The 18295-nt window shown below is 69.9% G+C and carries 18 protein-coding genes; 7 read left to right on the top strand and 11 right to left on the bottom strand.

The features are described 5' to 3' along the window. The first annotated feature begins 15 nt into the window (after positions 1 to 15). Positions 16 to 327, top strand: coding sequence for a carbohydrate-binding module family 14 protein (locus ACFYYB_RS40760; RefSeq protein ID WP_389443543.1), 312 nt, complete (start codon positions 16 to 18; stop codon positions 325 to 327). Between the two features lie 377 nt (positions 328 to 704). Here the strand turns inward: ACFYYB_RS40760 and ACFYYB_RS40755 are convergent, their stop codons facing one another. After that, complete coding sequence (locus tag ACFYYB_RS40755; protein ID WP_389443541.1) at positions 705 to 2198, bottom strand: NAD(P)/FAD-dependent oxidoreductase; 1494 nt, start codon at positions 2196 to 2198, stop codon at positions 705 to 707. 356 nt (positions 2199 to 2554) lie between these two features. Further along, a complete protein-coding gene (locus ACFYYB_RS40750; RefSeq protein WP_389443539.1) occupies positions 2555 to 2947 on the bottom strand; it encodes a hypothetical protein in 393 nt (130 codons plus the stop codon). Between the two features lie 640 nt (positions 2948 to 3587). Here ACFYYB_RS40750 and ACFYYB_RS40745 point away from each other — a divergent pair. The 5 genes from ACFYYB_RS40745 (at position 3588) to ACFYYB_RS40725 (ending at position 6102) form a co-directional block, all read left to right on the top strand. After that, positions 3588 to 3923 (top strand): STAS domain-containing protein, encoded by a 336-nt coding sequence (locus ACFYYB_RS40745; RefSeq protein WP_389443537.1) that lies wholly within the window; start codon positions 3588 to 3590, stop codon positions 3921 to 3923. Positions 3924 to 4058: 135 nt separating this feature from the next. Next, complete coding sequence (locus tag ACFYYB_RS40740; protein WP_389443535.1) at positions 4059 to 4310, top strand: hypothetical protein; 252 nt, start codon at positions 4059 to 4061, stop codon at positions 4308 to 4310. Between the two features lie 168 nt (positions 4311 to 4478). Beyond that, positions 4479 to 4895 (top strand): DUF3052 domain-containing protein, encoded by a 417-nt coding sequence (locus tag ACFYYB_RS40735; RefSeq protein ID WP_389443533.1) that lies wholly within the window; start codon positions 4479 to 4481, stop codon positions 4893 to 4895. A 69-nt stretch (positions 4896 to 4964) separates the two neighbouring features. Further along, positions 4965 to 5360 (top strand): hypothetical protein, encoded by a 396-nt coding sequence (locus tag ACFYYB_RS40730; protein WP_389443531.1) that lies wholly within the window; start codon positions 4965 to 4967, stop codon positions 5358 to 5360. 205 nt (positions 5361 to 5565) lie between these two features. Next, the gene (locus ACFYYB_RS40725; protein ID WP_389443529.1) at positions 5566 to 6102 is read left to right on the top strand and encodes a peptidylprolyl isomerase; all 537 of its coding nucleotides are present in this window, start codon (positions 5566 to 5568) and stop codon (positions 6100 to 6102) included. Positions 6103 to 6555: 453 nt separating this feature from the next. Here the strand turns inward: ACFYYB_RS40725 and ACFYYB_RS40720 are convergent, their stop codons facing one another. Next, positions 6556 to 7005, bottom strand: a complete 450-nt coding sequence (locus tag ACFYYB_RS40720; protein WP_389443527.1) for an SRPBCC family protein — start codon at positions 7003 to 7005, stop codon at positions 6556 to 6558. 241 nt (positions 7006 to 7246) lie between these two features. Here ACFYYB_RS40720 and ACFYYB_RS40715 point away from each other — a divergent pair, with 241 nt between their 5' ends. Further along, positions 7247 to 7420 carry a CsbD family protein gene (locus tag ACFYYB_RS40715; RefSeq protein WP_389443525.1) on the top strand — a complete coding sequence of 58 codons (174 nt, stop codon included), beginning with the start codon at positions 7247 to 7249 and terminating at the stop codon, positions 7418 to 7420. 736 nt (positions 7421 to 8156) lie between these two features. Here ACFYYB_RS40715 and ACFYYB_RS40710 read toward each other — a convergent pair. The 8 genes from ACFYYB_RS40710 to ACFYYB_RS40675 all read right to left on the bottom strand — a co-directional run bounded on the left by ACFYYB_RS40710 (position 8157) and on the right by ACFYYB_RS40675 (position 17677). Next, complete coding sequence (locus ACFYYB_RS40710) at positions 8157 to 10616, bottom strand: prenyltransferase/squalene oxidase repeat-containing protein (protein WP_389443523.1); 2460 nt, start codon at positions 10614 to 10616, stop codon at positions 8157 to 8159. 548 nt (positions 10617 to 11164) lie between these two features. Continuing rightward, a complete protein-coding gene (locus ACFYYB_RS40705) occupies positions 11165 to 12112 on the bottom strand; it encodes a hypothetical protein (RefSeq protein ID WP_389443521.1) in 948 nt (315 codons plus the stop codon). Between the two features lie 752 nt (positions 12113 to 12864). Next, positions 12865 to 13188: a hypothetical protein gene (locus ACFYYB_RS40700; protein ID WP_389443519.1), complete on the bottom strand. Its 324-nt coding sequence runs from the start codon at positions 13186 to 13188 to the stop codon at positions 12865 to 12867. Continuing rightward, on the bottom strand, positions 13185 to 13553 hold the full coding sequence (locus tag ACFYYB_RS40695; protein WP_389443517.1) for a DUF6247 family protein: 369 nt from the start codon (positions 13551 to 13553) through the stop codon (positions 13185 to 13187). Before ACFYYB_RS40695 ends, ACFYYB_RS40700 begins: the two co-directional genes overlap by 4 nt. Before the next feature lie 35 nt (positions 13554 to 13588). Then, positions 13589 to 13786 carry a type II toxin-antitoxin system prevent-host-death family antitoxin gene (locus ACFYYB_RS40690; RefSeq protein ID WP_389443515.1) on the bottom strand — a complete coding sequence of 66 codons (198 nt, stop codon included), beginning with the start codon at positions 13784 to 13786 and terminating at the stop codon, positions 13589 to 13591. Positions 13787 to 15527: 1741 nt separating this feature from the next. Continuing rightward, the gene (locus ACFYYB_RS40685) at positions 15528 to 15746 is read right to left on the bottom strand and encodes a hypothetical protein (protein ID WP_389443513.1); all 219 of its coding nucleotides are present in this window, start codon (positions 15744 to 15746) and stop codon (positions 15528 to 15530) included. 362 nt (positions 15747 to 16108) lie between these two features. Further along, positions 16109 to 16408 (bottom strand): hypothetical protein, encoded by a 300-nt coding sequence (locus ACFYYB_RS40680; protein ID WP_389443511.1) that lies wholly within the window; start codon positions 16406 to 16408, stop codon positions 16109 to 16111. Between the two features lie 66 nt (positions 16409 to 16474). Beyond that, positions 16475 to 17677, bottom strand: a complete 1203-nt coding sequence (locus ACFYYB_RS40675) for an IS110 family transposase (protein ID WP_389443509.1) — start codon at positions 17675 to 17677, stop codon at positions 16475 to 16477. Between the last annotated feature and the right edge of the window lie 618 nt (positions 17678 to 18295).

Here is an 18295-nt window from a genome sequence, read left to right as displayed (position 1 = left end):
CGATGAAGGACTGAAATGATCAAGGTTTCCCGGCTGGCGGCGTCCGCCCTCCTTGCAGCTGGTGCGCTGTGCCTGCCCGCGTACGGCGCCTCGGCGCAGCCCGTCAGTGTCTCCCCGACCGCTGCCGATCCGCAGTGCAGGAAGGAAGGGGACCTCCTTCCCCACCCGAGCGACCCAGGCAAGTTCATTCACTGCTCGCACGGCGTGGGGTACGTCAAGGACTGTCCGAGCATCCTGCACTTCAACCCGGACCTGCTGGTCTGCGACTGGCCCGAGAAGGCCGGCAACCCGGCCGCTGAGCAGAAGCCGGCCACCGACCCGAGCTGACAAGACCTGGTCGCGGCGAACCTCGCCCATCAGCGCGGCATTCTGACCGTGAAGCTGGGCGAGACGGCCACATCCCGGGGGAGATCTCCGCGACACACCCCGGGTCCACCAGGGCCGACGCCGGGGATGCCGGTGCAGGGCGGCGGACCTTCAGGATGTGGTCGTCCGCGCGCTGCACGGCGATCCACTCGTGGGCCTGCTCGTCGCCGTGTCCGGCATAGCCCGCGGCGTGCACCATGGCAGCGGCGACCTCCTCAGCCGGTGGCGCGAACGCGCCGATCTCCGGGTTGCAGCGACCTATTCGCAAGGGCCCCCGGAACGTGACCGCGCCGTCAGGGTGGGTGCGATCCGGGCGCGGGCACAACCCGCTTGGCGCTCTACAGGGCTTGGGCTCGGTCGTGGCGTGCCAGGTGGGCGGCGGCGAGTTCCGCGAGGGCCGGGCCGGTCTCCTCGTAGGCGAGGGGTGCCAGGTCGGGGGGTGGGATGTAGCCGTCGGGCATGGCCGCGTACGCGGTTTCCATCCGGGCGGCGTAGGCGTCGGCGAGGGCCTCGGGCCAGGGGCCGGTCAGCGGGGGCCGCATCCGGGCCTCCGCGGCCAGGGCCGCGTGATGGGCGGCGGCCTCGGCGGCCGCCTCCTTCGCGGTGAGGTCGGCGATCAGCTCGCGGCACGGCGTGAACGCGGCCAGCGGGTGCGGCAGCCGGCCGGGCGGGCTGCCGGGTGTGAGGAGGGCGTCGGCGAGGAGGGCGGCGATCAGCGGGGAGGCGTGCAGGCCGTCGCGGTGCGTCCCGGATGCCACCCACAGGCCCTCGCGCGGGGTGGGGCCGATGACGGGCTGGCCGTCCAGCGCCAGGGGCCGGTTCCCGTGATGGATACGGGCGGTGCCGGCGCCGGTGAGGCGGTGGTCGAGCTGGGACAGCGCCGCGTCGAGAAGGAAGCGCAGTGCTCCGGCCGTGGGTCCGGTGGTGGGGGTGAGAGAGGGGTGTGCGCTGGCGCCGAGGTAGAGGGAGCCGTCGGCCTGGGGAACGGCGTGCAGCCCGCACGCGTAGGCCCGGTTGGGGGTGCGGATTACGGCGGGCCGCGGGCCGGTGCCCGTGACGGTCACCGCGGTACCGGCCGCCGCCAGGACGGGAACGACCGGCAGATCAGGGTCGAGAGCTTCCAGGATCGGAGTGGTCCAGGCGCCGGCCGCGACCACCGCGCGCGGGGCCCGGAAGACGCCCGCCGGGGTGGTGAGAAGGTAGCCGCCGCCAGGGGCCGCGGTGAGCGTTCCGGTTGGGGTGCGGGTCACGTGGGGCAGGTTGGCGAGGGCGGCGTCCAGGGTGGTGAGCCAGGCCCTGGCGTCCAGGAACTGTTCGTCGGGCAGGTGCCAGGCGCGCAGGGCACGGTCGTTGTCCAGCGGCCGATAGCCGGGGATGTCTGCCGGGCTGGTGTCGTGGCAGGGAAGGTTGTGGTCGGCTGCGGCCTGGGCGACGGCGGTGAACGAGGCGTCGTCCAGGGCAGAGGAGACCGCGTTCAGGATCATGAACGTGCCGGAGCCGTACCCGTCCCGGGCCGGCGCGTTGCTGCCCGCGGCGGTGCGGACCTGGTCCCGCCAGGCCGGCCAGCGTCGTGCGGCCGCGACCGCGAGGTCGATACGCAGCCGGCCGTGCCGGGTCCGCATGCCCAGGTCGGTGACCTCGCCCAACGCGCCGAGCATCGCCCCCGCAGCACCCGAAGCACCCACCCCACTACCGGCCCCGGCCCCGGCAGGGGTGGTGTCGGTGTCGCCGGCCAGCACCACCCGCACCGACGGCTCACGCTCGGCGAGCGCGAAAGCCAGCGAACGGCCCACCACCCCCGCACCGACCACCAGCACATCCACACCCCGCACCACCACAGCCACTCCCTACAATCCAGAGACCGCTACCCCTGCCGCGCCACCGCCCGACAGGAGAGCCACTCCCGCTCCCGAACGGCCGCCAGCCGCCCGCTCTCCCACTGAAAGACCAACACCACACCCAGCCGACCCCAGCCCGGGAACCTCCCCGACCGCCGGCCTCCGGTAGGCGCGCCACCGCCGACGGCGCCGCACCCGCCGAATGGAGCCAGCCGACGGCGGCCTGCTTCACCGCGCCGCCAGGGGCGCCCTACCGGCGTTTGCGCCACACGGCCGGGGCCGGCGGCGTCGTCCGCCCGGACCCCGGCCGGTGATCCGGTGTACCGGCCGGGGCACCCGGAGGGCCTGCGTCAGAGGACGGCGACGGTGAACGGGACATCCACCGGGGCGTTGGCGTGGTCGGTCGTCACGATCGTGATCGTGCGGGACTGGCCGTTGCAGCTGCTGTTCGGAATCGCCGTGATCATGGCCCGATTGTTGTTGACCGTCGCGAGCACCGCCGCATCACTCAGGTTCACGGTGGCATCGGACACCGCGACGCAGTAGTAGCCCACCGGCCGGCCGTTGACCCTCGCCGCCGACGACACGTTCTTCGTCGCCAGGAGCGTTGCGTCCCCGCCCACCCGGGCCGCGGCACGGGCATACGGCGCGTTCAGATCCGTCGGAGCAGCCCAGGCGTTGGCGGCCAGGACCGGAACCGACACGAGAGCAGCGGCGGTAAGAGCAAGGATTCGAGTACGCATCGTTGTGCCTTTCTCAGCCGCGCCCGACAGGGGCGCGGCCCGTGGAATGAAGCCTGTCCGTTCAGGGACCGGCGCCCGCAACAGCTACTGGGCTGCCGCTGTGCCCGATCCCGAACGAGCGTGTAACCGCCACAAAAACTCGAAAACAGGGCATCGCCATAACGGCTAAAACCACATGTAGTGCGGCTAAAACGCATGTCACCCACACAGCCCCACCAGGCCGAGGACGCTCCCGCAACGGCTCCGCGCCCGTCGACTCCACGCCTCAATCCGGCATGCCAGTTCGCTGCCTATGGCAAAGACGGATCGCACCTCGGTCAGCGGCAGGTCCGCCCACCCGGCCCACCCGTGAAGGTGCGAGCCGGTGGTAGCTGATTCGCCGGCGCGCAGTCGCTTGCTGACAGCAAGCTGGTCACCCCGTGACAGCAAGCTGGTCACCCCGTGACAGCAGCCACCCGTGGACAGGCTGTCCCTCACCCGGTACGCCGCACGCACTGAGGGACTGGCGCCCACCCCCTGCCACCACTACGCCCGTTCGCACCAACCGGCCCCCACCGACCACCCCGCTCCCCACACCATTCCCGGCCCCTCGAGGGCCGTCACAAGAGGGGCCCTCCCAGCCTGCACCATCATGGAGGGCATGGAAGATCGAGAGAGAACCGCGCCGGACGTCTGGGAGGACGGGCAGGCGCGGTGCGTTGTGCACGTCGGAGGGGAGATGGACGCCGACCGGGCCCCGATGCTGCATCAGGCCCTGCACACGGCGCTCACCCAGCCCGATGGACCCGACGAGATCGTCATCGACCTCGCGGACCTGTCTTTCTGTGACTCCTCCGGCATCAACGTCCTCGTCCGCGCTCGCCACACCGCGATCGGCCACGGCCGGCGCATCAGCCTGCGCAACCCGCAGCCCCAGTTCCTGCGGCTCCTGGAGATGACCGGCGCCGACGCCGTCTTCCCCGTCACCAACACATAACCGGCCCCCCGGCACCCCACCGCCCGGCTCGCACCACGACAACGCACAGCCCCGGATACGCACGCCGCCCAAAGGGCCACGCCGGACCCTCCCGCCGGAGAGCGCGCCGTAGCCGACGGTACCGAGCACACGACGGTGCGGGCCGCCGCCACCGATGTGGCGGCGGCCCGCGGACACATTCGCAGCGAAGGGCGCCGGGCCGGGATCAGCTTCCCCACCGTCAACCTGCGCGATGCGGCCGTGCTCGCCACGGTCAACAACAGCCAGACCATGATCACCACCATTACGAACACCAACGACAACGGCCAGACCCGCACGATCACGATCGTGACGACCAGTCACGCCAACGACCCGGTGGACGTCCCGTTCACCGTCGCCGTCCCCTGACGCAGGCTCCGAGAGGCTCCCGGCCACCACCGGGCCCGCTGACCGCCTGGGCGTTGAGGCAGTCAGCGGGGCGGGTGCGACGAGGGTGATTCACAATCATCGCTCTGGGCATCCGCCTGACTACCAACGGGCACGGATGGCGTGTCTGGGCGCACTGGAGGAGTTGCGATGACGACGACGGAAGAACAGGCGGGGCCGGCGGCCCGGATGGGGATCCAGCCCGGTCAGGTGGTCCAGGAACTCGGCTCCGCCGAGGACGTGGACCAGGACCTGCGGGCCGGCATCGAGGAGGCCACCGGCAGCGAGTTGGTGGGCGAAGACCATGCCGACCTGGCCGACGTGGTCGTGCTGTGGTTCCGCGAGGACGACGGCGACCTCATCGACGCCCTGAGCGGCGCTGCCCAGGGTCTGGAGGACAGCGGCGCGATCTGGCTGTGCACCCCGAAGTCCGGACGGGACGGCTACGTCGACCCGGGCGACATCAGTGAAGCTGCGACCAGTGCCGGACTCGCGCGGACCACCTCCCTCAGCGTCGCCCCGCACTGGTCCGGCACCCGGATGGTTTCCCCCAAGACGCGACGCTAGGCCCAAGCCCCGGCGGGGAGCCCGGGACGCATCTGGCGACCAGAATTTTCCACGGAGCGGAGGACGAGCGTGAACGACACTTCCGGCATGTTCGAGATGACCAGCGCGGACAACTACGAGGCGTATCTCAAGGCAGTGGGGGTCGGGCACATCATGCGGAACATGGCCCTGAAGGCCACGCCCACGGTGGAGATCTTCCCCGAGGGTGACAGCCGCTGGCGCAAGAACACTCTCACCAGCATCAGGAAGGCTCAAGTCACCTTCAGCCTGGGCGAGAGGTTCACCGAGGACGTAGAGGGGCTCTCCTGCCCCAGCACCATCACTCAGAACGGCGACCAGCTGATCCAGGAACTCCACCTGGGCAACTCCACCGCCACCGTCACCCGGACCTTCACCGACACCGGCATGGACGAGTTGTGCGAAGCAGACGGCGTCACCGCCAGGCGGACCTTCAAACGCCTCTGACCCCCAGACGGTCCCTGGCGAGTCACTTCAGGCACTGACCACCGAGAACACACCTCTCAAGCACCGGGTCCAGCAGCTCACCCGCGAGCACCGAACCCTCCGAGAGCGCCTCGAAGGAGCCCGTTCCAACATCCGCTTCGCCGACAAGCGCACCGCCGCCCTCGAAGCCTCAACGTGACCACTCCATCACCCAACGTTCCCTACGATGCTCCAGCCGACCTTCAACCTGAGCGGAGAGACCATGACCGACAAGACCTCGAACGTCGAACTGCACACCAGCTTCGGCGTGATCCAGATCGAACTCGACGCCGAGAAGGCCCCCATCACGGTGAAGAACTTCCTTGAGTATGTCGTCTCCGGGCACTACGACAGCACGATCTTCCACCGCGCCATCCCCGGCTTCATGATCCAGGGCGGCGGCTTCACCGAGGACATGGACCAGAAGCCCACCCGGGGAACGATCAAGAACGAGGCGAGCAACGGCCTGCTCAACACGCGCGGAACGGTGGCCATGGCCCGCACCGAAAACCCGGACTCGGCCTCCGCCCAGTTCTTCATCAACCTGAGCGACAACGACTTCCTCAACCCGGGCGAGACTGCCGGCTACACCGTCTTCGGGAGGGTCACCGGAGGCATGGAGGTCATCGACAAGATCGCGAACGTCAAGACCGGCACCCACAGCAACCACCATGACGTCCCCGTCGAAACGGTCAAGATCGAGGCCGCCAGGCGCACCGGCTGACGCAACCTCACCATCACGAAGGCCCCAGGCCCGCCGGCCAGGCGCCTTCCTCAACCTGCCCGGCCGAGGTCGGCGAAACCGCGTCACACGTCAGGCCCGCGACCCTGAGATCATCACCGCCACAGACACACTGATCGAAAGCCGAAACGTTCAGTGACGATCCGGGCGGGCAGCCCCTCAATCGAGCAGAAATGCCATACAGGTCAACATCAGCGGTCCTTAAGGGCGAGAAGCTCATGGGCCACTCCCCCGGCCCGCACCCGCGCAGCCTTCCGGCGGCGGCCGGACAACCACCGCCGGGACCCTGCCAGCGGGGACCGGGGCGCGGCACCGCGCCCCGGTCCCCGTCAGGCCGCCCTATCTCGGGGTAAGGGCGGTTCGCTCTCGCAGTGCCCCCGGCCCGGGAGCTGCGAGAAGGCGCCTATCAGGGCGCCGTTCACCCCGATGGGCCAGTCAGATGTTGCCGCGCCAGGAGCCTGTCTCGCGACCGCGGTCCTCGATGTACTCCTTGAACCGCTTCAGGTCGCCGGCGATCTGCCGCTTGACGAAGCCAAGCTTGTCGCCGACGTTCTCCGCGAAACCCTCCGGGTCGTAGTCGAGCTGCAGCATCACCTTCGACTTGTTGTCGGCCAGGCGGTGGAAAGTAACCACACCGGCCTGCTTCACCTCACCCCCGACAGTGGTCCAGGCGACGCGCTCGTCGGGGATCTGCTCGGTGATCTCCGCATCGAACTCACGGTCCACCCCGCCGAACTTCGTCACCCAGTGCGTCAGTGTGTCCGTGCGCTGCTCGATCCGCTCGACCCCCTCCATGAATTGGGGGAACGACTCGAACTGCGTCCATTGGTTGTAGGCGGTACGCACGGGGACGTCGACCTCGATGGGCTCTTCGACCTTCGACACGACAGGTTTCCTTCCTCTTCGCCGACCGAGCAGCTGCCCGGCCGTACCCGGGGAGACCTTCCCCTGCCCCCATTCCTCGAGCCCATGACCCCCAACAGACGCACGCCGACAGCAACACCGTCCGATGCCCGCCCCAGGACACCAGCCAGCGGCCAGCCGATGCCAAGCGGTGAGGTTTGCGGTCCGGGATCGGGAGCACGAGAGGGTCACGACCAATCCGGTACTACACGAGGAGGTCCCGATGTCGGGCACGGAGAAGGCCAAGGCGCGCACCGAGCAGGCCAAGGGCAAGGCCAAGGAAGCCATGGGCCGCGTGGCTGCCAACGAGCGGATGACCGCCGACGGCCACGCCGACCAGGCCAAGGGCAACGCCCGCCAGGCCAAGGAAGACGTCAAGGACACCTTCCGCCACTAGCCACCCACACAGCGGACCACCGCCACCCGCTGGGCCCCGACCCCTCCCCCCGGGTCGGGGCCCAGCCACGTGCAGGAGGAAACGGCCGTGAAACCCGTCAAGATCGCTTCTATCGCCCTCGTCCTCGGACTGGCAGCCGTCTACGGCTGGGCCATCGCCGACTAGCCGATCGATATACCCCTGGCCCCTAGCTGCACGGACGGTGGTGGTGGACCCGCGAGGCCGCCGAAGCCCGCGCCGCGTGGCCCGCGCAGCACAAATGCTGTACCCCCGGCGCACCGACCGCCGCACACCCCCGACCCCCGCATGCCCGAAATCACCGGCGCGCGCGCCACCGCCCACACCTGCGACGGGCCGGCCGTCACCGCCGACGCTCTCGCCGCTTGCTACGCCGTCAGCACAGGTACCGCTGAACGGCTACTCGCCAAGGCCCGCACCTCTAACGCCCAAGCGATTCCGCAACCCATCGGACACGACCTTGGCGCGGAGGGCCGCGCTGTCGCCGTGGAGCTCACGGCCCCGGCCACCCCTTGCCGCAGCACCTTCCCCACTGCGCGATACAGTCCTTCCCGTGGCGCGTCGAGTCCTCTCCGCGCCACCTCAGGGTGGGGCCTGAACGGCGCCTTCTGATCATTCCGACCGTCAGAAGCGGAGGCCTCCCCCAGGACCTGGGCGGAGGCCTCCGTCGTACTCCAGTGCTGTGACCGGGAAGGTTCGCCGGCTTGGCGCGGCTGGTTCACATGGGGCCGGGGCGGACCGGTTTTCCGGGTGTGCGTGGCCGCGGCCTGGCCGGCGCCCGGAGCAGGGCGCCTGGCGTGGTGCGGTTGAGGGCGGTGAGGGTGTGGAGGTCGGCGACCACGGGATAGTCGAAGGGCAGGGGCCGGGGGCCTACTTGGTCTGGTGGGGCGGGGAAGGAGCCGGTTTCGTCCTGTCGGGAGAGCAGGTGGGCCAGGGCGGCGGTGGTGGCGTGAGGGGGGCCGTGGCGGGCGATGACGGGCAGGGCCTGGGCTGTGGAGAGGGTGTCGCTGTCGTGGTCGGGGGTGTGGCCCCAGCCGCCGTCCGGCTGCTGGGTGGTGAGGAGCCGTGCTGTCGCGCGGGTGGTCGCGGCGTGGATGCGGGCCAGGTCGGCGCCGGGGAGGGTGCGGGCGGTGTGGAGGGCGTCGAGGGCTCGCAGGATGACGCTGGCTTCGCTGCGGGTCCAGCTGGGAGTCCAGGTGCCGTCCTCGTGCTGGGCGTCGAGGATGAAGCGGGTGGCGGCGGCGGTGAGGCGGGTGTGGGAGGGGGTGTGGGGGGCGAGGGCGAGGACGGCGCCGGCGGTCATGTCGAGGTCGGGGTGGTCGCCTTGCTGCCAGGTGGGGAATCCGCCGTCGGGTGCGGCTTTCGTGGCGAGGTAGGCGGCGCCCCTGTCGAGGTGGTGCCGGTAGCGGTGGGGATCGAGGGTGTGCAGGAACTCCATGCAGCGGGTGGCGGTGTCCACGTCGGTCTGCTGGATGCCGCTGGCGAAAGGCCAGCCGCCGTCGGGTGCCTGCCAGGCGGCGACGAAAGTACCCATCCGCGGGGTGTATCGGCGCAGCGCGGGCCGTTGGAGGAAGGCGAGGCCGGCGACGGCGGACAGCCACACGTCCTGGCTGTCGAGGAACGGCACCCCGCCCTCTAGGTCGCGTGCCAGCAGCAGGCCGGATACCGCCTGTTCGATCAGTGGGTGGGCGGGCCGGTGGGAGTTGAGGGCGTGCAGTCCCAGCAGGTGGGTGGCTGCGCTCGATTCCCATGCCAGCCGTCCTGCGGTCTCGTTCAGGATGTGGGCCAGGCGGAAGCCTTCGTCAGTGGAGACCGTGTGCGGGTAGCCGGTGGCGTGGGCGTAGAGGATCCGCACGGCTGTGAGGTTGACGGTGGTGAACGAGGACAGGGTGCCGGTGGCCGGTTCAGGAGTGTCCGCGGGGTTCAGCCGTAGTCCGCCCAGGACGTGGAGTACGGCATGGAGCATGCTGCGCTTGAGCCGGCCCCGGCGGCCGGATGGACTGCCCCCGGCCAGGGTCGGGTCGCCGGCCACGGACCTCGCCGCGTCGGCGGCGTTCGGCGGCAGAGTGCTGGGGTGCAGGCAGGCGTCGATGAACAGCGCGTCGAGAGGGTCGGCGGCCGGGCGGCGCTGTTCGAGGTAGGCGGACAGTTGTCGCTGTTCGGGGTCGTGGGTGGCGCGGGTGCGGAGCAGGGCCAGGAGGAGGGCGGTTTCCAGGACGCGGCCCGCGCAGTGGTCGCGCACCGCGCCGCCGGCCGCCACCGACAGGGGCAGCCGGCGTTCCAGGCGGAGAGCGGCCGCTTCCGCCGGATCGACGGGCGGGCGCGGGCCGGCCGGGCGTTGTGCGGGCAGGGGGGCGCGGTAGCGCTGCGACTCGTGTTGCCAGGTCACCGCGCCCGTCAGGAACGTGCGGAGGAGCTCGATCCGCTCGCGCGTGCCGGTGGTGTGAGGGTGCGCGGCCAGCAGCTGTTGGGTGGTCGTGTCGAAGTCGTCGAGGCGGTCCTCGATCATCGCCCGGGCGATCGCCGCGGCCTCGCCGCGGTCGCAGCCTTGTTCCCGGACCAAGACGTCGACCAGGTCCAGTTGGCCTTCGTGTGCGGTGGCGGCGTCGGCCAGGTCGTTCGTCCATCCGATGACGTCCGCGCAGACGTCGTGCAGGCCCTCGGCCGACGGGGCCTCGGTGTGGAGGCGCTCGGTCACCAGCAGCAGCGGGACGACCGTGATCGTGCGGCGCCTCAGCCGTATGTACTCCTCCAGGGAAGGGAGGAAGCCGCTCTCACGCCAGCGGGCCTCCTCGCAAGTCGCCTCCGCGAACGACGCGTAGGCGGCCGCGAAATCCTTCCGCCACCCGGTCCCGGTCCCCACCGCGGTGCGCCGCCACAGATCCCGCAGCGCGGTCACCGCCGGTGTTGCTCCCGCTGATCCGGAATCGCTGCCCGAGACCACTGCTACCAGCGGTGCGAGTACCGCCTCCACATTCGCCGACGGCATGGGATGAGGCCGGTCGAAGCCGTCGTCGACGAGCGTGATGAACGCCCCCCAGCACGCCAGCAACTCCAACTCTCCCACCGATGCGCCCGGGGCGACGTAGCCGGCCATCCGGCCCTGCCCCCACCGGGCCAGTCTCTGCTGCTCAGCCGCACCCGGCACCAGCCCGAACCGCTCCGCCCACCTCTGCATGCTCCGCTCGGCCGCCTGCCACCTCGCACTGCAGGTACCCGACCGCACCGGCTCGCCGGCCCTTTCCACCACGAGCAAGACCCTTTCCTTCAGACGGTCACCGCTGCACCCCCTGCCCTCGAAGTGTCCCGGGCCCACGACACCGCCCGCCGGGTCCTGCCTGCAACGACCCCCCGAACGGGTGACAGCACCCCCAAGCCCTTGACCGAGCCGGCCGAAAGCAGCGGCCGCAGACAACACAGAAGCCCGGGGCCTCTGCGCCGAACCGCGTCATGCCCGGCACCGGCCATCCCGCTGGAAGGCCCAAACACCTCTCACGCATGCAGGCGGCTGCGCGTTCGCCATGGCGGCGGCGCACGGCCGCGTTCTGGATGGCGGGCGGAAGGTAGTCCTGGTCGGGGGCGCCGGTGTCGGTACCGGGCGGGACGATTTCGTGGATGCGGTTCGAGGATGTCGTCGCTGAGGTGGACGTCGAGGCCGGGCAGGAATGCGTCCAGGTGTGCCATGGTGCGTGCGCCGGCGGCTTCTGCCGCATTGCGGCGGTGCCCTTACCGGAACGTGACGCGGGCGACGACGGCGACCTTCTCGGGCGCCTCGGGGGCGCCCGGTGCCCAAGGGCCCCCCACCTCGACGTGCTGCGCGCGGTCGAGCAGGTCCCACCAGCCGGCGGACAGCCGGACGAGCTTCGCGGCCTTCCACAGCACGATGTCGTCGAGCCCCTCATCGTCGACGCGGACGATCGCCTCCAACGCCCGGGAGCCGCGGCTGACCCGCAGCTCCCACTTGGGGTCCATGACCGGTGGGCCCTCCCAGTCCCAGTCGGGCAGGCCCACCTCGCGCAGATGAGCCAGCCCTGCTCGGCCGGCCTCGTGGCCGAGCGCGAGCACGGGCACCCGGTGACCGCCGTCCTCCCTGGACGCCACCGTCACCTGATAGAGAGGTCCACCGTCCCAGCCATCGCCGAACTCGCCGTGATGGATGACGACAGGCGGGGACCCTGCGATGGCCCACAGGGTGAGCGCGTCGTCGAGCAGGCCGTACAACTGAGGGACGTCCATCGCCTCGACGGCCTCCCACACCGCTGAGGCGGCCGCGGAGTCCTCACGGTCGCCGTATACGCGCCGAGCCAGAGCCGCCCACCGCGCGGTGGACTCCCGCACCCTCCCCGCCTTGGGCAGGATCCCTAACGCCCTCCCGGAGAACGCGGCTACGGTGGGGCGGTCGTCCAGGGCGTCGACCGACAACATGATCAGGCAGTGGCGGCATCTGCTCTGCGCGGCTGCGACCAGGCGAGCGGCGAAGTCGGTATTCACGATGCGGCCGCCGCTGTAAGGCTCCCGGGTAAGGAAGGTCAGGTCCGGAGAGCCGTGCTGGTGACCGACGGCCCCGGTGCGGGCGTCGTCCAGACGGCGCAGAGCCTCGGCATAGCCAATGCCGACGCAGTCGGCGAAGAGGCGCGCCCGACGGCGACGCACGGCGAAGTTGTTCTTGAACACGGCTCCCCGATCCGGGCGAGGTCCCCACCGCTGCTCGCCTCAACCATGGCCGACGGCGCCGCTGAACCGCGTGGGCGGAGGTGACAGCCACGGGGAACGTGCGCGCCCTGACTCCGCCACGACCCTAGTCACACGCACGCGGGAACGGAAGCCGTCCTGCGGAGCCAGACAGTGCCTGCGTATTGAACGCCAACAGGCAGAGTCTCCGGGCGGGGGTCGGCCTTCCTCGGGCTCACACCCGCAACCTCCGCGGGCCGTGCGAATTTCACCGACTTCCTCACCCCCTGTACACCGAAGCATTCACGCACTTCGGCGCGCAGCCGCATGTGAGAATTCGACTTCTACCACAGCCGCGGAATCCAACCCATGGCCGAAATCGCATACGCCGGCGCTGCCTTCGTGTCCCCGCCTACGCCCTGAGCCAGGTGTTCGAGGCCACGGCCGCCAGGACATATCGAATTCCCACCCCCGCAGCCCGCCAAGCCGCCGACACGGCAAACAACCACTGAACTCGTCAGATGCCGGCGGCGCTCCAAAGATCGGCGCGGGCGCCGGGGGGCCAGGCCACCACGGCTGCCGGTACGCCCGGTCGGGTGGGGTGGGGGCTTGTAGGAGCTTGGCGAACCATGGCACCTTCGTGAAGCGGCCGGTGTGGTGGGTGCCGGCGACCGCGCCGGCGCGTGAACGGCAGGTGAGCCTGGCTGTGCGTTGCAGCGCGGGCTCACGCAAGCGCGGGCAGGGCCGTGCCCGGATCAGGCCCAGAAGGCGTCGGTGATGGTGATCTGGGGGTCGGCATTGCGGCGGATGAAGGTGAAGACGAGCCAGCCTCGGCCGCCGGCGAGGTCGGCGATGTGCGGGCCGCCCGGGCTGGTCGAGGCCAGCGGACGGACGGTGATCCAGTGAGGGAGGGATACGTCGGCGTCGATACCCCGGTAGTAGGGGTCGGTAGCCGTGACGAGCTCGGCCCGGGCTGAGAGGACCAGCCGTTTTCCGTCCTCGGGCATGCCCTCGAACTCGTGGAGCGCCTCCGCCGTCCAATCCATCTGCCAGGGTGGGCGTGGGAGCTCGTCGGTCACCGGCCGGGCTCCACGGTGGCCGCCCGGGCGCGCAGTCGGCTGTACTCGGCCAAGAGCCGGGCGGACTCCTCGGGGTCCTCGCACTTCGCGGCGCGTGCTTCCAGGTCACGCAGGTGTGTTTCCAGGCCGGGGTCGCGGGCGATGGCGTACTGGGTCCACCACAACCGCATGAAGGCCGGGACCGGGGTGAGGTTGAACGCGTCCCCGATCGCGCGACGCCAGTGGGCCTCGAAGTCCGGCAGCAGGTGCGGGGCGTGTTCCTGGATAGCCAGGCGCAGAGCCTGGGGTGTGCGTTCGGGCATCAGCGGCACCCGGCGCGGCTGGTCGCCGCCCGGGCCGTCGAAGTGGATGGGCTGCGCTGTCATGGCGAAGGGACTCCTGGTGTGCCTGCGGTCCGGCCTCAGGCCGCGTCCTGCTCGGCGGCGGTAGTCGAGGGGTGCTGTGCCGTGTACTGCTCGAACCATTCGGCGGGCACGAGGTAGGCGAGGGTTTTGCCCTTGCGGGTGATCGCGGCCGGCTCCCCCGCGATCCGGGTGCGGTCGAGGATCTCCCCCATCTGCTTTCGCAGGTCGATCGTCGTATACGTCTTCGGCTCCATCCACCCAACCTACCCCAACTATCATAGTTGTGATAGTTCTGCTTCCCTGATTAGGCATCGTGCGAGACATTCAGGTCAGGCTGCCTTCACCCGCAGCTCCGTGGCGAGCACTGATGGCAAGGCACGACAGCGGGTGGGCACGGACGTTTTGCCGTCAAAAGCGCCGTCTTCCGGCGGTCCGGGAAGTCCTACCCTGGAGTCGGACGCCCCGAGAGGCTGCCATGGTGACCCACCCGATACCACCTCGACCAGAACGGACACTCGATCACTGTCGTGCACCATGTCCGGCGCCGCTGTACCGAGGTCCTGGTCGATGGGAAGATGCTGGCTTCGGCCTGTGCAGCACATCACGCGCCCATGTTGCTGCGGGGGGAAATCTCCACCGATCCCCCGGCACTGTTCTTGATCCGCATCGGGCATCCTGACGCTCCCGGCGACATCCCGCTGTGCGTGCTGGAAACGGACGGTCTGCGGTACCTCATGCCCTACACCCCGCTCATCCGTCAGGAGAACTGGCCCCCCGAGCAGCCGCCGACGGCCCGTACCCCCGGAGAACTCCTCAGACGGTGGATGGACCGGTACCGAAACCACCGAGATGAGCACCGTCAGCCGAACGGATAGGGATGGCCGGCCATAGAATTTGTCAAGCCATTCCTCACGCACGGCGCCTCGGGCTCCCCCAGGTCACACACGGACCCTTGTTTCCAGCGATCCCGACCACGCGGCACCGGACACCCACCAGCCTTCGCCGGATCACCACCCCCCGCTCCGCTCCCAGCCACCCAATTCACAGGGTGCCGACGACCGCAGCAGCCGCCCGGCACGCCATCGTCGGAACGGCCTCACGGCCTCCCCCTGACCGGGATGTGGATCGTGAGCCGCAAGCAGCGCGCGAGCGGCTGGAGCGCTCCTCTACCGGTGCGAGAAGAGCGGGGCCGGCGTCGTCACAGCAGGCGGCCGGCCGGATACCCGCCCAGGTCGTCAGCCAGCCCTATCGTCACCCTCACTCGCCTTCGGCCCGACAGGTTTCCTTCCTCTTCGCCGGCCGAGCGGTGCCCGGCCGTACCCGGGGAGACCTTCCCCTGCCCCCGTCACCCGTGTCCATGACCCCCGAACAGACGAACGACCTCCTGGCGGAGATCCCTTGTGCGAGAGCGGCGCCCGCTCTCCCGCCATCGGCGCGGCTGCGTGCTGTGTAGCGCCGGGTTGTCCAGAGCCGCGGAGCTCGCAGCGGAACGGTGTCCGCCGGAGCAGGGGCAGCCGGCCTTATCGCCGCGGCCTAGAACAAGGCGTGAGAGCGCGGCGGCGGGATAGTAGGGCTGGATCAGACCTGGCTGGCGCGAGTGTGGGGGTGGCTGCGCAAGGTGATGTTGTGGTCGGTGACGGCTGAGCGGTCTCCGGCCTCGCGGGCCTTGCCGCGTTTCCCGGCTGCCTTCGCGCAGGTCTCACATCCGGCGGCGGGGGCGGGGGGACGCCAGTCGTGCTCGGGCAGGTCCAGAGGCAACCCTTGAACTGTCTCGCTTGGCATGGCAGTGCCCCTTCCGTTCTCAGCGCCTCACAAAGTTACCGTCGGTAGCCGCACCGAGGTGGCGTGACGCACCTAATGAGCCACATCTTGGGCCGAGTACTGCGCTTAGTGGCTCAGTGCCGGTGCACGAACGTAACGGCCGCCAACTGGTGACCTTCCCGGCGGGCACCGCTCCTGGACGATGCATGCCCGTCTGGCTACCACGGGCAGGGGTTACGGGCCCATGTGCCGCAGGACCGTCGAGGCGGTCGGTAGTTCCTCCGGCCCTTCAGCGATACCCGTCAGGGGCAGCGCGTGCGCGCGGGTACAGGGGCCGGGCTGCTGGTGGTCGATCTCCCACTCCCGGGCCGATGAAGCCGTGGCCGTGCTGGTCGCGTAGAGCGGCTGGCGGCAGGCACGGCACCAGTAGAACCAGCGCTCCCGCTCCCTCACTCCGCCACCCCGCCCCCGGCCAGACGGCGAGTAGGTCCCGACCCGTAGAGGGTGGGCGGTCGGGGTGGGCCTGCTGTTGCACGGTTCTGCGGGGCGACCGGGGTGCTCACTCCAACGTGACGGGTGTCGTTCATGAGTGCCGAAACGATCCCGCACTCCCCATGACACGGCCCTGTCCGCCAACCGGGGGCCTGACCTGCGACCGACCCGCTCCTCAGGGACCCTTCCTGCAGGGTTTGCGGCTGGCAGCCTCGCCTCTGCGTCGGCAGTCAGCCTTTTCGTCAATGACGAGGCGCGTGCTGCCCATCGGAGCCCCCGACTGCTAGCCGAGTGTGCCCGGGGGGGTGCCCCTATCTCTTTGGTCAAGCCGTGTGGGCGCCTGAGGGGCCCTCGGCGGAAGCGTCAGTCGTGTCGGCTCCGGCGTATCCGTAGGTCCAGCCGGCGGCAGTATCGGGGGCCGGGACGGCTTCGTAGATGTGCCAGGCAGCAGGGATTCCAGGTGTCTGTCCCCGGCCGCCGCGAGCACGGAGGCGTGCGGGCGGAAGCCCGTCTTGATCGAGCTGGACGATTTTGGTCCGTCCGTCGAACGGGCCGCCGGTCACCTTGATGCCGACGGTGTTGTTGACCACCTCGCCGGCGAGCCAGCGGTGGATGAGTTTCATGTGCTCGGAATCCTCGGCCCCCATCTCCGAAGCTGATCACGCACCTGTCCGCAGGACAAGAAGGTCTCAAGTCGCTGCGGTGGTCCGGGATTCGTAGAAGGTTCCGTCGCGGAGCATCGCGAAGAGGACATCCGCTCGTCGTCTGGCGAGGCAGAGCAGGGCCTGGGTGTGGTGCTTCCCTTGGGCGATCTTCTTGTCGTAGTAGGCCCGGGATGCCGGGTCGCCCAGGGCGGCGAACGCGGAGAGGAAGAAGGCCCGTTTGAGCTGCTTGTTTCCGCGTCGGGACGGTTGCTCGCCGCGGATCGAGGAGCCGGAACTGCGGGTCGCGGGTGCGAGTCCGGCGTAGGCGGCGAGGTGGCCGGCGGTCGGGAAGGTGCTGCCGTCGCCGACCTCGATCAAGATACGGGCTCCGGTCCTGACGCCGATTCCCGGCATGGACGTCAGGACCTTCGAAAGAGGGTGGTCCTCCAGGAGTTCCTCGATCCGTCCGGCCAGCAGTTTCCGCTGGTCGAGGACGGCGGTCAGGGATCCGGCCAGGCTTGGGACGATCAACGCTGCCGCCTCGGTGCCGGGGACGGTGACGGTCTGCTCGTCCAGAGCGGTGAAGATGTCCTCGACCAGCCGCTCGGCCATCCTCGGCGCCTTCGGACGTAAGAGCGTGACCAGGCGGCGCCGTCCGGCCTTGCGGATCTGAGCTGGTGACCCGAACCGCTCCAGCAAGGCCAGGACAGCCGGGTGCTTCATCCTCGGCCCCAGCACCCGCTCCAACGATGGATGGATCTGCGTCAGCAAGCCGTGGAGCCGGTTGGCAACCCGGGTGGCTTCGCCGGCCAGGTCGTCGTCGAAGCCGACGATCATCTCCAGCTCGGCGATCGTCTCGTCCTCGCCGTCGATCGCCCGCAGCGTGTGAGGCATCGCGCGGGCGGCGTCCGCGATGATGAACGCGTCCTTCGCGTCCGTCTTGGCCTCACCCGGGTAGAGGTCGGCGATCCGCCGCATCGTGAGGCCCGGAAGGTAGGCCACGGGGCATCCAATGTCCCGGGCCACGGCCAGCGGCAGGGCACCGATCGAGGCCGGCTGGTCGACCACGACCAGCACCGTTCCGTGCTTGGCCTGCAGCTTGGCGAACAGCTCGCGGAGCTTGGGTTCGGTGTTGGGCAGGCGCTTGTCGAAGGCCTTCTTGCCGGCCGGGGTGACGGCGGTGGCGTGGTGTTCGCCTTTGCCGACGTCCAGGCCGAGGAAGACGTCGATGTCGCTGGTGTCGATCACGTGCAGGCCCCTCTGCTCACGCTTTGTCCGGCCTTGCCTCGGCACCGAGCTGCCACACCCACGTTACGGAGAGCTCTTCCGGCTCGGGTGAAGCCGGTGCTCAAGCCCCTCATCAGCGGTCCGTCGATGCCTCCGGGCCCGGTGACACCACCCCCCGGATCATCAACCGCAACAAGGGGGGGAAGCCATGCCGGACCCGAAGGCCGGAGGCCCCACTGCGGAGCCACGAAAACGGTAACGGGGGGGGGGGACGCTAGCGACGGAGCCAAGTCGGCCGTTTACGTTGAGGCGTCTCAGAGCTCACGTTGCAGCTTCCCGCCGGAGCCGGCTGCCCGTCTGGCGACGCGGTCGGGGAGTCCAACGGGCGCCTGCTGCCCCTGGAGGATGCCCTCAGGGAAGATGTCGAGCAGGTCATCGTGGCCCCCGACGAGGGAAGAGACGACCCATGCCACCTCCCCGACGGATGCGACGGTCTGGGCTGCTCGGCTCGACGGCACCTACCGCCGTGATCACCAGCCCCGGCACCGGCGTCTCCCCGCGCATGCAACGAGGTGCCGTCGAGCGCCAGGTGCAGCTGCGGCTCGCGGCGCAGACCCCAGCTCCACCGACCGCGTCGCG

This window comes from Streptomyces sp. NPDC002886, from assembly GCF_042888445.1.
Taxonomy (GTDB): Bacteria; Actinomycetota; Actinomycetes; order Streptomycetales; family Streptomycetaceae; genus Streptomyces.
This window is presented reverse-complemented; position numbering and strand designations above follow the sequence as displayed.

What these genes read in the sequence shown, in the direction of transcription:
- ACFYYB_RS40760 (WP_389443543.1), top strand. Translation starts at nt 16, where the DNA reads ATGATCAAGGTTTCCCGGCTGGCGGCGTCCGCCCTCCTTGCAGCTGGT.
- ACFYYB_RS40750 (WP_389443539.1), bottom strand. Translation starts at nt 2,947, where the DNA reads ATGCGTACTCGAATCCTTGCTCTTACCGCCGCTGCTCTCGTGTCGGTT.
- ACFYYB_RS40745 (WP_389443537.1), top strand. Translation starts at nt 3,588, where the DNA reads ATGGAAGATCGAGAGAGAACCGCGCCGGACGTCTGGGAGGACGGGCAG.
- ACFYYB_RS40735 (WP_389443533.1), top strand. Translation starts at nt 4,479, where the DNA reads ATGACGACGACGGAAGAACAGGCGGGGCCGGCGGCCCGGATGGGGATC.
- ACFYYB_RS40725 (WP_389443529.1), top strand. Translation starts at nt 5,566, where the DNA reads ATGCTCCAGCCGACCTTCAACCTGAGCGGAGAGACCATGACCGACAAG.
- ACFYYB_RS40715 (WP_389443525.1), top strand. Translation starts at nt 7,247, where the DNA reads ATGTCGGGCACGGAGAAGGCCAAGGCGCGCACCGAGCAGGCCAAGGGC.
- ACFYYB_RS40710 (WP_389443523.1), bottom strand. Translation starts at nt 10,616, where the DNA reads ATGCAGAGGTGGGCGGAGCGGTTCGGGCTGGTGCCGGGTGCGGCTGAG.
- ACFYYB_RS40695 (WP_389443517.1), bottom strand. Translation starts at nt 13,553, where the DNA reads ATGACAGCGCAGCCCATCCACTTCGACGGCCCGGGCGGCGACCAGCCG.
- ACFYYB_RS40690 (WP_389443515.1), bottom strand. Translation starts at nt 13,786, where the DNA reads ATGGAGCCGAAGACGTATACGACGATCGACCTGCGAAAGCAGATGGGG.
- ACFYYB_RS40680 (WP_389443511.1), bottom strand. Translation starts at nt 16,408, where the DNA reads ATGAAACTCATCCACCGCTGGCTCGCCGGCGAGGTGGTCAACAACACC.